The organism is Labrenzia sp. THAF82 (assembly GCF_009363435.1).
Lineage (GTDB): Bacteria > Pseudomonadota > Alphaproteobacteria > Rhizobiales > Stappiaceae > Roseibium > Roseibium porphyridii.
The window spans coordinates 5478985-5492835 of sequence record NZ_CP045354.1 but is presented as its reverse complement, the minus strand read 5'-3'; the positions used below and the strand labels follow the sequence as shown (position 1 = coordinate 5492835).

General features: G+C 53.0%; 7 protein-coding genes and 8 pseudogenes. 7 read left to right on the top strand and 8 right to left on the bottom strand.

From position 1 onward, the window contains the following. Window positions 1–115: 115 nt before the first annotated feature. A pseudogene (locus FIV00_RS25160) lies at window positions 116–1129 on the bottom strand (IS110 family transposase). A gap of 67 nt (window positions 1130–1196) precedes the next feature. Here FIV00_RS25160 and FIV00_RS25155 point away from each other — a divergent pair. Beyond that, window positions 1197–1544, top strand: a pseudogene (locus tag FIV00_RS25155) (DDE-type integrase/transposase/recombinase); the annotation flags it as partial. Between the two features lie 237 nt (window positions 1545–1781). Here the strand turns inward: FIV00_RS25155 and FIV00_RS25150 are convergent. Next, window positions 1782–3038, bottom strand: coding sequence for an IS110 family transposase (locus FIV00_RS25150; RefSeq protein WP_152503308.1), 1257 nt, complete (start codon window positions 3036–3038; stop codon window positions 1782–1784). A gap of 136 nt (window positions 3039–3174) precedes the next feature. Here FIV00_RS25150 and FIV00_RS25145 point away from each other — a divergent pair. The 5 genes and pseudogenes from FIV00_RS25145 to FIV00_RS30590 form a co-directional block, all read left to right on the top strand. Continuing rightward, window positions 3175–3465: pseudogene (locus FIV00_RS25145) on the top strand (transposase); the annotation flags it as partial. A gap of 141 nt (window positions 3466–3606) precedes the next feature. Beyond that, a pseudogene (locus FIV00_RS25140) lies at window positions 3607–4667 on the top strand (IS630 family transposase). A 716-nt stretch (window positions 4668–5383) separates the two neighbouring features. Further along, a pseudogene (locus tag FIV00_RS30355) lies at window positions 5384–6160 on the top strand (IS481 family transposase); the annotation flags it as partial. Window positions 6161–6196: 36 nt separating this feature from the next. After that, window positions 6197–6655, top strand: a complete 459-nt coding sequence (locus FIV00_RS30595; protein WP_371419592.1) for a transposase — start codon at window positions 6197–6199, stop codon at window positions 6653–6655. 21 nt (window positions 6656–6676) lie between these two features. Continuing rightward, window positions 6677–7081, top strand: a complete 405-nt coding sequence (locus FIV00_RS30590) for an IS110 family transposase (RefSeq protein WP_209006704.1) — start codon at window positions 6677–6679, stop codon at window positions 7079–7081. 248 nt (window positions 7082–7329) lie between these two features. On the opposite strand, the pseudogene FIV00_RS25130 reads toward FIV00_RS30590, so the two are convergent. The 6 genes and pseudogenes from FIV00_RS25130 to FIV00_RS25105 form a co-directional block, all read right to left on the bottom strand. After that, window positions 7330–7446: pseudogene (locus FIV00_RS25130) on the bottom strand (transposase); the annotation flags it as partial. Between the two features lie 542 nt (window positions 7447–7988). Further along, window positions 7989–8966: a diaminobutyrate--2-oxoglutarate transaminase gene (locus FIV00_RS25125; RefSeq protein WP_247649282.1), complete on the bottom strand. Its 978-nt coding sequence runs from the start codon at window positions 8964–8966 to the stop codon at window positions 7989–7991. A gap of 65 nt (window positions 8967–9031) precedes the next feature. Beyond that, complete coding sequence (locus tag FIV00_RS25120; RefSeq protein WP_152503306.1) at window positions 9032–9280, bottom strand: hypothetical protein; 249 nt, start codon at window positions 9278–9280, stop codon at window positions 9032–9034. Window positions 9281–9329: 49 nt separating this feature from the next. Continuing rightward, window positions 9330–9644 (bottom strand): LuxR C-terminal-related transcriptional regulator, encoded by a 315-nt coding sequence (locus FIV00_RS25115; protein ID WP_152503305.1) that lies wholly within the window; start codon window positions 9642–9644, stop codon window positions 9330–9332. A 334-nt stretch (window positions 9645–9978) separates the two neighbouring features. After that, a pseudogene (locus FIV00_RS25110) lies at window positions 9979–11320 on the bottom strand (IS701 family transposase). Window positions 11321–11389: 69 nt separating this feature from the next. Further along, the gene (locus FIV00_RS25105) at window positions 11390–12223 is read right to left on the bottom strand and encodes a pentapeptide repeat-containing protein (protein WP_152503304.1); all 834 of its coding nucleotides are present in this window, start codon (window positions 12221–12223) and stop codon (window positions 11390–11392) included. Window positions 12224–12533: 310 nt separating this feature from the next. Here FIV00_RS25105 and FIV00_RS25100 point away from each other — a divergent pair. Then, window positions 12534–13559, top strand: a pseudogene (locus FIV00_RS25100) (IS110 family transposase). The last annotated feature ends 292 nt before the right edge of the window (window positions 13560–13851 follow it).

Genomic DNA, 13851 nt, shown 5'->3' with positions numbered 1-13851 from the left:
CGACAAGTGGCCGGCTTCGATGAGCCATTATAATACTCAGGTTCCCTTCACACCGGATTCAAACCGGTCGTCACATTTCTCGCAGTCTTGCACCTCTCTGCCGTGCCCCTCCTGTTTAAGCGGTACGGAACTCCGTGTTTTGTCGCAGCATGGCAAATATGATCCGCGCGTTCTTGTTGGCGATTGCGACGATCGCTTTGGCAGCCCCTCGTCGCTCCTGGAGACCAATGGCCCACTGACTGACCGCATCGTGGTGCTTTGGTGCCGTTCGCAGAACCGCACGTGCTCCGTGAACCAGCAGCGTTCTAAGATGTCGGTCACCACGCTTTGATATGCCCAGGAGCATTTGCCTGTTCCCACTCGAATGCTGTTTTGGAACCAGACCAAGCCACGCGGCCAGATGACGACCGTTCTTGAACTCGGCTCCGTCTCCGATCGCCGCGACAATAGCAGTCGCCGTTTTGGGACCCACGCCACGGATCTTGGCGATACGCTGACAGGCTTCATTGCTGCGGAACACCCGATTGATCTCACGATCAAATCAGGCAACACGCCGATCCAGTTCACATAACATCTCAAAGAGCTGCTCTAGCAGAGAGGCGAACAGATCACCCAGCCTGCCCCGTTCCATGGTCAACAAACGCGGGATCTCGCGTCTGGCGCGAGTAATTGACAGACCGAAGGCAAGGCCACGGTCCAGAAGCAATCCGCGCATCTGAGAGACAAGGGCAGTTCGATGATTGACGAGCCGTTGGCGTCCACGATGTAATGCTTGAATGTCCTGCTGACCAAGCGATTTTGGTGGAACGAACCGCATGTTCGGCTGACGCAGTGCCGTACAGATAGCAGCTGCATCGTTTTGATCATTCTTTTGATGCCGGGCGAAAGGTTTGACGTATTGTGGGGCGATGATCCGAACCGAGTGGCCGAGCGCTTCAAACTCTCTCTGCCAATAGAATGCGCCAGTACAGGCCCCGATACCGATCTGACAAGCCGGCAATCGACCGATATCCTCGAGAAGCTGCGAACGCCCAAGGCGTTTGCGGTAGACAACGTTGCCTTCGGCATCTTCGCCGTGCAGCTGAAACACATTCTTCGCCAGATCAATCCCAAGATAGTGCAGTCTCATTGTCTTCTCCTCCATATTCAAGGCTTCCAGCGCTGAGTGTAGAGGGAGAGCCGTCCATCCCATCAACTGGCGTTCGAAGTACGGCGGCATGGAGGTGGCTGATGCCAAAAGGCTGAAGTCTCTTGAAGAAGAGAACGCAAAGCTGAAGAAGGTCTACCGGATCTACCGGGAAGAGCGTCTCACGGTGCGCAAGCGCGGCGGCTGGAAACGAGCCCTTGGAACGCGAGCGCCCATAGCGGTACCACAGGCAACCAATCACCGCTGGTCCCGTATCCTGTGTGTCATTGATGACTTCAGCCGCGAATGTCTGGCGACCGTGGTCGACAACTCGATCTCCGGTACCCGGGTTGCACGGGAGCTGGACGGGATCGCTGAGCGCCGCGGTCGCTATCCCTTGATGGTGGTCAGCGACAACGTCCTATAGTCGGGAATATCTGGCTGTTTAGGTCAGCAGGTCTTGGGGCATCCGGGATCCCGGATGCCTTGATAGGTTTGCCCAGACGGGTCCTGCCGTCAAGAAATGATCTCTTCCATAGCAAACACAGAGTACGCCTGTTGGCGGCTCTCACCGTCCTCAATACGAGATCCGAAGTCCCAAGCAGAAAGCCCAAACACTATCTACGAGGTCAGTGCACTGCCTCCACGGCTCATGTCAGAGAGAGGTCCTTCCGCCTGGGCTCATCCCCTCGAAGAAGGGACGATAGGGTTCGCCGTGTTTGACTACGGCGTGTGCGGTGCGCGCCATCTTGGCCGCAATCGCGGTATAGGCCTTGCGACGCAGATGGGCATTGTGTCTATCCTCTGAGATGTAGCGTTCGAACTTGTCGCGGAAACTGTTAGTTTTCTTCAGCACCGCGGTTTGGCCGGCCATCCAGAGCGTTCGTCGCAGCCGAGCGTTGCCGTACTTTGAGATTCGGCTCTGGCCGCGGAACATGCCTGACTGGACGGTGGCGAGATCCATTCCGCAGAACTTCAGGAATTGACGGTGATGCCGGAAGCGGCGTAGGTCACCAGCTTCGGCCAGGATGGTCATAGCGTTGATCGGGCCGATCCCCTGGATGGTTGTCAGCAGTTTGTAGTCGGGCAGATCAGACAGCAGCTCAACGGCCCGAGCCTCGATCTCGTTGCGTTGCCGGATCAGGTTGCGCCCCTCGGCTAGCACGAGACGGAACATACGAACGGGATCGGAATCCGGGTGAACCGGCAGGCCAACCGTGTCGACGGCTGTGGCGTAAATATCTGAAAGCAGGCGTTCTTTTGAAACCTTGCGACCAACAACCTGCCAGGCATCGGTGATGAAGGCATCCCGATTCATGGCCGAGATCATGTACGGTGATTGGTACTTCTCCAGAAATGCCAGGAACCAATCCGTCCGGGAACCTCGGTGAAATCGTTCGGCTTCAGGAAAATACAGCGGCAGGTAGTGGGTTAAGATGCGGTGCCACAGCTCGGTCTTCGAACGTGAAACAATCTCATGTGTCTTTGACAGTTCCTGGATGTCGGCAGTACCAGCGACCAGCGGATCATGGAAAAACTGCACGGCACCAATCTCCAGCATATGCAGAATAACCTGGGCGTCTTTCGGATCGTTCTTGTCCCAGCTGTTGTGCAGGGCTTCGCGCGTTCGAGCCAAGCCCACGGAGGAAACGAGCTTCAGTTCAAACCCCGCCCGACCGAGATGGTGGGCTAACGTCCGATGATAGTTGCCGGTTGCTTCGAACCCGATCCGCACCGGCAGACCGTGATCGGCGAGGACCAACACGAGACGTTGGAAATCATCCAATGTGTTGGTGACGGTCATGCGGCGACGCCGTTCCTTGCCGGGAACACCGATCAGCACTTCGTGCCGGTGCTTGGAAATGTCGATGGCGACAAGCAAGATCGAGGCGGTAGTATCGATGGCGGTCATAGCCGGTCTCCTCAGCGGTGTGGTTCACGCAAAACCACTGTTGAGACCTGTGATCGGTTATGGCCACACGCTACGCAAATTGAGGGCTGCGCATGTAGCCATAACTTATCAGCAGCGCATATTCCCGTCGTGCTACGGAACCAAACTGACCAGCATGGCGGTCCTCAAATGGTATCAGGTGACAGGTGTCGACGGGCATTACATCGCACCGGGAAAACCGATGCAAAATGGTTTCGTCGAGAGTTTCAACGGTAGCTTCAGGGATGAGTGTCTCAACGAGACGTTGTTCTCGTCGCTTTCTGAAGCCCGATCCCAAATCACCGCATGGAAAGACGACTACGACCGAAACAGGCCCCACTCATCCCTGGGCAATCTCACGCCCTACGAATTCGCATCAAAAACGACATCGCAAACACAGGCCGCATGAGGTCAAAAATCAACCGAAGGACTCCGCGCTAAACCGGATGAGGAACGGGTCTGATACCAACCATCAGATGAATTGACACATGTTTGGGCTTCCCGTTTTGGCGCGAATATGCTTCCAGATAGCAAACGAGAGGAGTTTGCCATTGGAGCCGCGATTTCGCTTCGAAATGACTTTGACGGATGCGCCCTTCGCCAGTTGGCGAAGCATTGCCGGGATGCCAAACAGACACGCCGCTTACTTTCACTGGCCGTTATCCATGATGGCGGGAGCCGTACGGACGCGGCCCGCACGGGCGGTGTGACGCTTCAGGTCATTCGGGATTGGGTGTTGCGTTTCAATGCATCTGGTCCCGATGGTTTGAAGGATGCTCCCAAGGCTGGTCGCCCCTCAAAACTTAACGAGCAGCAGCGGCGTGCGTTGATCGAGATTGTCGAACGCGGCCCGTATCCCTCAGTGGATGCAGTGGTGCGTTGGCGCCTGAAGGATCTGGCCGCGTGGATCCAGTCCGAATTTGGCATTGCTATTGACGAGTGTACCGTGTCTCGAGAGTTGAAGAATGCTGGATATCGGCGTTTGACCGCCCGCCCGCAGCATCTGGCACAAAACGAGTTTGCCGTCGAGGATTTTAAAAAAGCTTCCCAACCGAACTGGCGGAAATCCGCAATCGGCTTGAAAGCAACACCCCTTTAGAGGTTTGGTTTCAGGATGAGGCACGCGTGGGGCAGAAAACCAAACTCACAAGGCGATGGGCCAAACGCGGGACACGACCACGTGCCCCCAAGGATCAGTGAACAAAGTCAGCCTGGATATTCGGAGCCATCTGCCCGGCACGTGGCGTCGGAGCTGCACTGGTCCTTCCCAAATGCAAAACGGCGGCCATGCAGTTGCACATTAAAGAAATCTCGTCGCAGGTCGCTCCAGGAGCTCATGCCGTCGTCATCCTCGACCATGCTGGCTGGCATACATCGGGCAAACTCGAAATCCCAGACAACATCACGCTTCTACCATTGCCGCCGAGGGCTCCCGAATTGAACCCGGTCGAGAACCTCTGGCAGTTCATGCGCGACAACTGGCTGTCAAACCGGATCTTCAAATCCTACGAACAAATCGTCGATATCTGTTGTCGCGCATGGAACAGGGTAATTGACCAACCCTGGACCATCATGTCCATCGGACTACGAGATTGGACGCATCGGTTCTGAATTATGACGGTTGGTATAAGGTCATGACAACACCAGGCAAAAGCATAAGGATTGCAAAGGCTATGAACGTTTGTCGCCGCCCCTTCCTGCGTCTGCGAACCGTTCAAGCACATGGGAACCCATTGCGACTGAGCGTAGAATTTCCCTTCAGGGAATCCAGCAACCATAGCCGCTGTAGTTGAGCACTCAATGAGTCATTTCGACACCAACAGTCTTATTTGCTACAGCAACCAGTCTAGGTGAATTTTATTATTCTTTACAAATCAATTATATGGAGATTTTCAAGTGTTGAAGCATGTTATTTTCAGACAAAACTGGACTCATAACAAAAACCAGAAATATTCATTCAATATTTTTCTAAAAATGATAAAAAAAGTCGATCGAAGTATTGTAGACTTCTTTTATTCGATCTCTAAAAAATTTATCTAAGGATTATTAAAAATTTGGAATTTCTTTCACTTTATGTCGTATAGGTCCTGTTTTTTGGAGGCAATCAGGATATTCACAGAAACTTCGCACTGAGTCGCTATTTCTGCGACGCTCTGCGTTCGAGAATATTCAGTATCTAAACTATCGTAAATGATCGGAAACCATCTAGACTGGATGAAAACCGGGGTTCAAGGTCGCATCTTTCTGCATCTTTGTGCTGTAATCATCTGGTGTTTGATCCCAGAATTTGATGGTGCAGTCTTTTCTCCCGAATGGAAGGATGCACTATGGGACAGGTTTTACACGGGAGCGCCACAACGACAGAGGCGATCCGTCGAGCAATACAAAATAGTCAAGAGAGCCTGAGGGCGCTTTCGAAGCGATATGGCATCAATCAAAAGACTGTCGCCAAGTGGAAGCGCCGAACTTCTACGGCCGACCTGCGGACCGGACCGAAAGAGCCACGTTCGACGGTTCTGTCCGTCGAGGACGAAGCGATCATTGTGGCTTTTCGTCGCCACACGCTCTTGCCACTGGACGATTGCCTTTACGCCCTTCAGCCGACGCTCCCGCATCTGACCCGTTCTTCGTTACATCGCTGCTTGCAACGTCATGGCATCAGCCGCTTGCCCGAAGTCGGAGGCGACAAACCAGCAAAGAAAAAGTTCAAGCGCTACCCGATCGGCTATTTCCATATCGACATCGCCGAAGTCCGCACAGCCGAAGGCAAACTCTACCTTTACGTTGCGATTGACCGCACGTCCAAATTCGCCTTCGTGCAGGTCGTCTGCAAGACAGGCCGGACATCGGCTTCAGCCTTCCTCGTGGCTCTCATTGAGGCCGTGCCCTACAGGATCCACACCGTTCTCACGGACAATGGTATCCAATTCACCTTTCCACCGCGCTATGCCGATGGACCGACAGCACGGTACATGACCCATATGTTTGACATGAGATGCAGGGAAAACGGCATCGAGCATCGTCTCACGAAGGTGAAACACCCCTGGACAAACGGCCAGGTCGAAAGGATGAACCGGACCATCAAGGAAGCTACGGTCAAACGCCTTGGGCGTTCGCAGCTTCTCGAGGATATCGGTCGATTGCTGGCTTGTCAGATCGGTATCGGGGCCTGTACTGGCGCATTCTATTGGCAGAGAGAGTTTGAAGCGCTCGGCCACTCGGTTCGGATCATCGCCCCACAATACGTCAAACCTTTCGCCCGGCATCAAAAGAATGATCAAAACGATGCAGCTGCTATCTGTACGGCACTGCGTCAGCCGAACATGCGGTTCGTTCCACCAAAATCGCTTGGTCAGCAGGACATTCAAGCATTACATCGTGGACGCCAACGGCTCGTCAATCATCGAACTGCCCTTGTCTCTCAGATGCGCGGATTGCTTCTGGACCGTGGCCTTGCCTTCGGTCTGTCAATTACTCGCGCCAGACGCGAGATCCCGCGTTTGTTGACCATGGAACGGGGCAGGCTGGGTGATCTGTTCGCCTCTCTGCTAGAGCAGCTCTTTGAGATGTTATGTGAACTGGATCGGCGTGTTGCCTGATTTGATCGTGAGATCAATCGGGTGTTCCGCAGCAATGAAGCCTGTCAGCGTATCGCCAAGATCCGTGGCGTGGGTCCCAAAACGGCGACTGCTATTGTCGCGGCGATCGGAGACGGAGCCGAGTTCAAGAACGGTCGTCATCTGGCCGCGTGGCTTGGTCTGGTTCCAAAACAGCATTCGAGTGGGAACAGGCAAATGCTCCTGGGCATATCAAAGCGTGGTGACCGACATCTTAGAACGCTGCTGGTTCACGGAGCACGTGCGGTTCTGCGAACGGCACCAAAGCACCACGATGCGGTCAGTCAGTGGGCCATTGGTCTCCAGGAGCGACGAGGGGCTGCCAAAGCGATCGTCGCAATCGCCAACAAGAACGCGCGGATCATATTTGCCATGCTGCGACAAAACACGGAGTTCCGTACCGCTTAAACACGAGGGGCACGGCAGAGAGGTGCAAGACTGCGAGAAATGTGACGACCGGTTTGAATCCGGTGTGAAGGGAACCTGAGTATTATAATGGCTCATCGAAGCCGGCCACTTGTCGAGGCCTTCACACACGCAGATTTCCCATTTGGGCGCACCAGCACCGTTCTGGTGACGCCGGATAGATGTTGGCACCCAGATATCGGCTTCGATCAGATCTCAAAAACTTTGCATCGGGAGAGCTGTCCATAGATGTAATAGGTCGCGTTGCTGATCCCGTGCTCCCGGCAAAGCTCGGCGGCCGATATGCCCGCCTGATGTTCCTTCAAAATACCGATGATCTGTTCTTCAGAGAACCTGGATCGCTTCATCGTCTGTTTCCTTCAGTTGGGAACAGACTAACCTCAAAACCAGGAACTTTCAGGGGAGCAGGTCAAACGTTCCCCAACTCAGAATTCTGTGTATTTCATGATGTTAAGTTTCCGGAGAAAGGACAGATTTGGTCCGATCAAAGATTTGTGCAACACACCCTAAAGCATCGGCCTTGGTGGTGGTTTTTGGAATTGAAAGAAGTCAACGAAACTTGACAGTTGCTCCCAAAAAAGAAACAATCTGTCCGGCAGCGAAAGTGATGACACGCACATCAAAACAGCTTGGCTGTCTCTGCTGCCAAGCTTTCTAAGCCATCGAGCAAAATCGTTCGAGGCGTCGTCAGGGGAGGCAACAACTTGAGAGTGTTGCTATTCGGGCCACAAGTTTCAGCGATCAAGCCCGATTTGAAACACGCCGAAGAAATCTTTCTTGCCAGTGCAGCCTCTCGGAACTGCAAGCCGAGCATCATTCCACGACCAACAACTTTGATGCCGCGATGACGGTTCTGCAAATAGTTCAGACGTGAGTGAACTAGTTCCGCTTACTTTCGAACATCTTCTATGAAAGTAGTATCCGACCAGTAAGTTTCGATAGCACTTGTCGCCGCGATAAAGGAAAGGCAAGATCCTCGGAAAGTGCCGTTATGTTCACCAGGGCGCCAGCAGTCCAATTCACGTCGCAACAGCACCAACGCCATGGGCAAGCCGTAGCCACCGATGGATTTCGAAACGCAAACGATATCAGGGCAGATACCGCTGGCTTCGAAGGCAAAAAAGTCTCCGGTACGACCACATCCGGTCTGCACTTCGTCGACGATTAGCAATGAACCCAATTTACGGCAGAGCTGCTCAAGAGCTTTCAGCCAGGACGGGGAAGCGACGTTGAGACCGCCTTCGCCCTGCACAACTTCTACGATGAATGCAGCTGGCGCGACCCAGCCGGAATTGGGATCGGCGAGCATCTGTTCAATTAGCGCAATAGTGTCGAGATTGCTATGAAAGCCGTCGAAGGGTACGCGTGTTACATTTGATAGTGGCACTCCTCCCACGGCACGTTTGGATTGCTCGCCGCAGGTAGCCAAGGCGCCCAGGGTGACGCCGTGGAAACCATGAGTGAAGGCAAATATGTCATGTGCTCCAGTTACTTTGCGCGCCAATTTCAGAGCGGCTTCCACCGCATTCGTACCGGTCGGTCCAACAAACTGCAGCTTGTAGTCCTCCATCCCGCGCGGAGCGAGGATCTTATCGACGAATGTACGCATGAAGGTTTTCTTCGCAGTGGTGTGCAAATCGAGTGAATGCACGATGCCACCCTCGTTTAGGTATGCGATGAGCGCCTTGCGGATGGCTGGATTGTTATGGCCATAGTTGAGTGATCCTGCGCCGGATAGAAAGTCGATATAGCACCGGCCATCTGCACCGAAGATGTATGAACCTTCGGCTTTGTTAAATTCCATTGGAAACTGCCGAAAGTATGTTCTGACCTGCGATTCGCACTCTTCAAACACTTTCGTTTCCATATGTAACATACCTTCGAGCGTTAAGTGGGTTGGTTGCTCTTTTCCGATGGAATTCAGAGCCCAATTCAATCAGTCAAGATGACCTGGTCTTCACTCCACAGTTGGCCCTTTTCATCGACAAATATTCTTTTGCCTTCGTCGTTTGTCGTAATGAATTGTTTGTCCCAAAACATGTCGGACCCGGAGGGATCATATTGAAACTGAAGCGCGCCTTTCTCGTCACGATCAAACGCTGCGGGCCTCAAGCGGGCATGCGAGGGAACAAGTTCACTTGCTGCGACTATTTCCGTGCCGTTGGGCGAAAGTGCTTTCATGTTTGCGTTCCTGATCAAGTCTAATTTTGATTTAAGAAATTTCGAGTTTTCAGGTCCATACAAAGGGGCATGGTGTTTGGCGTTGCGCACCGTTGAGCAGCTGTTCGGTCAAATGGCGCATCAGATCGGACCAGCTGGAAACGCCAATCTTGGCGAAGGCGCTGTTCTGATGGAGTTCTGCTGCCTCTGGGCGAATATGAAGAATGTCCGCACAGTCATGAACGCCATAGCCCTGCAGGCCAAGCCGGGCGACGGCACTTTCCTCAACCGTCAAGCTCCAAGCTGCGAAATGGGTGTCCTGCATGGTCGCAAATGCGTCAGAGGCTGCCTTGATTTGATGTTGAAGTTTCAGTGAGTAGTTCATCTTGCCCTCGCCACGATGTGCTGCCGATGATCCATATCTAAAGGACTGACACCGAATTGACCTGTGACAATCGGCACTCAGCAGGAGAGTGTCGCAAACTTTTCATTTAGTCGCCCCCCTTTTCCAGGCGCTGGTTTAGGAGGCGCATTACCAAGTTGTTTGGGGCTGTTTGGAATTTGCCTGATGAGGAGGGCGGCCTCCTGCCTTGGCGCGTGAAGTGCCTTTATGCGGTTGTTACGAGCCGCAGTGTTGAGAGCCGTCCATGAAAGAAGTTTTTACAGTCGGAATTGACATTGCCAAGAACGTTTTCTAGCACTACTTCGGCAGATTTTTCTCAAAGATAGATTTCCGGCAATGAGGGCATCTTTCGGGCGGAGGTTTTTGAATGATTTTCAGGATTTCCGTCCGGACGGCAGGCAGTGTTGGTTGCGGCGGAGGTCCGGAGATTCTTTTTTTCCCCTGTCGCTTGCTTAAGGCGTCGGGATTGCAGGAAGGCAAAGGCGATCATCGTCATTAATGCGTGCCGGTGAAGCCCAGTCCACGATCGTCCTTCAAAGTGATCCAGACCGAGTTCCTCTTTGAGCTGTTGATGTGCCTGTTCGCAGATCCAACGCGCCTTGATGGCGCCGGCAAGTTGTTTGAGTGTCGCTTCTGCGGGAAAGTTGGACAGATAGTATTTGCGCTCGCCAGTCGAGCGGTGCTCGCCGACGACCCAGACCTCCTCTCCCGGCAGGTGCTGGGCACCCATGTCGCGAATGCGCTGAGGTGGACCGTCTGCGATCCGGACCCGCACAGCTGCAAAGCGTGCCGAAAGGGCTCCCTTGGTCCCGCGCCGCCAACTGACCTTCTGCCACTTTGCGGTTTCCAACATGGCCTGCGCTGTGATCGACTTTGTATCGGGAATGTGCCGCTGGCGCGGGCGGCCGCGTTTGGCGACAGGGAAGATCATCTTCACGTCTGCGGGATAAACCTTTTGCTTGAACGGGATGCCAACGGCCCAGGTCAACCCGCGTGCGCTCAAAGCCTGCCGGAAAGGAGCACTCAAGCCATATCCGGCATCGGCAAGGACGCAACCAAAACGCACACCTGCTGCACGAACCCGGTCGATTTCCGCCAAGGCGATCTCGGGCTTGGTCTTGTAGTCACGAACATCATCAGGAACTCTGGCGTGATCAAGCCGGGCGGTATCGCAGATCCAGCTCTCCGGCAGAAAGAGCCGCAAGCCGACCATGACAGGCACTTCATTCGAAGCCAGCGTCACGGATACCAGCGTCTGGCAGTTCGCCCGTTTCCCCAATGCCGAAGCATATTGCGGGGCCACGCCGACCGAGTGGTTCCCCTTTTTGGGCAGTGCGGTGTCGTCGATAATCAGCCATGCATCGTTCCCGCCAACCTGTCGGTCAGCTTCGCTGAGCAATGCGGCTTCGACTGGAGCAGGATCCCAGGGACTGCTCGCAATGAAATGGTGAAACTGATCGTAACTGGCTGCGCCCGTCCTCTCCGCCATCGGCTGAATGCTCTTGCGGTCTCCTGGACCGATCAAACCTTCAATATAGGCCGGGCACATCCGGGCACGCGTCTTGTGACGAAGCGCTACCAAAAACGGCGCTAACCAACCTTCGAGATCACTTTGCCAATTCCCATCCATGACCGACACCTCCTAAAGCCGGTCTTATATGAAGCACCGAAAACTCCGTCGGGGAATCCTCCAAAATCAAAACTCACAAAAACCTGCCAAAGTAGGACTAGGAGAGCAGGTCACGATCGGCGAATTTTTCTTCCATATTGGCTCTAAGCTTTTTCTTCAAGTATTCGATTGGCACGCTGGCAAAAAGCTCACATATTCTCAAGTCTTCGTTCCCGTTTCGAGACCTTAGCCTAACCTCCGTGTCGTTATCTAACGACACGCCTTGAAAAGTTTCTTCAAATCCTCCGCAGTATTTGATCCCTAATGTATTTGCGCCTATTAGGTCCAACCCAGCTGCTTTGAAGGCGGTAACATTCGCGGCGACGAGAATTGCATTAATCGCATGGGCATTTCTCAATGTTGCGTTTTCGAAATTTACCCCCGTGGCAACTATATTGCTCATGTTGGCCATTGAAAAATTTGCATCTTTGAAGTTCGCATTTTGCATATCGACATAAGCTAAATTCGCGTTCAAAAATGACGCTTTCGTGCCTGTGGAATTTTTAAAACTTGCTCCCTCAAGATTGGCACCTTCGAAACAAGAGCCTGTCAAGTCACAGCCATCGAAAATTGCGCATCTGAGATCTAACTTCGAGAAATCGCATGGGCCAAATTCAATCCCGCTTAGATTCAAATTATGAAGCGACCGACCGCGTTGATTGAGACGCTTCAGCGTTCCCAAAAGTGCTTTAGATCTATTTTCAGATAACTCAGTGTTTTCGATTAAGGCCTTTTTTCTTACACTACTCTCGTTATTTCGTGCTGCAAACTTATCAAGCTTCCACTGCCATCGTTCTTTTTCTGTTGAACCGTCGCGATAGAAAAGCCATTCGCCAATTGACGACGAAAAACTCCCAATGGTTTTTGTTAATGTACCTCTTATCAAAAGCATTCCCTCTTTGGACTATTTGTCTTTGTGCTAACCGGAATTGCTAGTTCGCCGGAACAATTTTTTCCTCCGTGAACGTCGTTTTTCAGTATTACGAAACAACTAGTCTAATCATGATCAACATCGGTCTTTGACAAGATCCCCGCGCAAAAAAACGCGATGTAACAATTGTTACAGGCAGAGCTAATTCGCCTATGTTATTCACCCCAAAGATCGTAATTTACTTCTGAAAAAGGGCTTGATGATGTAGACGCCTGCCGCTGGCTCAGATGTGCCAAGGTAGGTTTTGTTTCAATGCTATTTTGAGGCGTCGATGTCAGAAGTTCATACAATTGGTTTGGATTTGGCGAAATCGGTATTTCATGCTCATGGGGCAGACTCATCAGGAGGAGTTGTTTTCCGCAGGCGCTTGCGGCGTAGCCAGGTTTTGAGTTTCTTTGCGGCCCAACCAAAGTGCTTAGTTGCGATGTAGGCCTGTGGCAGTGCCCACTATTGGGGACGCGAGCTTACCCGTTTGGGACACGAGGTTCGGTTGATACCGCCCATTTACGTGAAACCATTCGTGAAGCGTCAGAAGAACGATGTTGCAGATGCGGAAGCGATTTGTGAAGCCGCGACCCGCCCGACGATGCGATTTGTTGCTGTCAAGAGTGAAGAGCGTCAGGGCATTGCCGTCATATTACGGACGCGCGAGCTATTGATCCGGCAACGTACACAGATCATCAATGCGCTGCGGGGTCATCTGGCGGAATTTGGGGTCATCGTCCCTAAAGGCGTGAGCAACACTGGTAAGTTGATGGATCACATCTGCGACCCGGCAATGGCTCTTCCCGAAACGGCCCGTGATGCTTTGAGCCATTTGACCGATAGCCTGTCCCGGTTGGATGATCACATTCAGGGTCTGGATCGCGAAATCACGCGTCGTGCGAAGGCGAGCGGGACGGCGAGGCGACTGATGACAATTCCCGGGATCGGACCTTTGATTGCAGTTGCCATAGTAGCCTTGGCGGCTCCCCCTGCAACCTTCCGGCGTGGTCGAGATTTTGCAGCTTGGCTCGGTCTTACGCCAAAGCAGAATTCGACAGGAGGAAAACAGCGATTGGGAGCCACGACAAAGATGGGAGAGCGCTCATTGCGACGATTGTTGATTATTGGCGCAAATAGTGTGGTCAGCTGGCGAGCAAAGAAGGGGGCAATGTCAGGGTCGTGGCTCGAACGTATGCTCGCTCGCAAGCCTGCGATGCTGGTTCGGGTCGCTCTGGCCAACAAGATGGCACGTATTGTCTGGGCGGTGATGTCAAGCGGTCAGACATATAGGGCTCCGGCTGCTCAAGCTTAAAACGGGAGCAGCTACGGGGACGGCGGCGCAAGAGAGGTCTTTAGAAGTTTGGCGTAACGATCTTGGGATGAGGTCAGGAAAACCAGTTTGCGACACAGTGCCTTTGAGCACGTGGGCTTGATTTTGGACCTGACACTCGAACACCATACGGGCCCGCGGCAAGTCAAAAGCCGCATCAAAGGCCGGACACATGTCAGCACCCGACCGTGCGATCAAATAACCAAAAAAATCCTCTTGCAATCAGGGCGTCTACACATGTCGCAAAGTTTTTCGTGTTAACCACGCCTTGAGG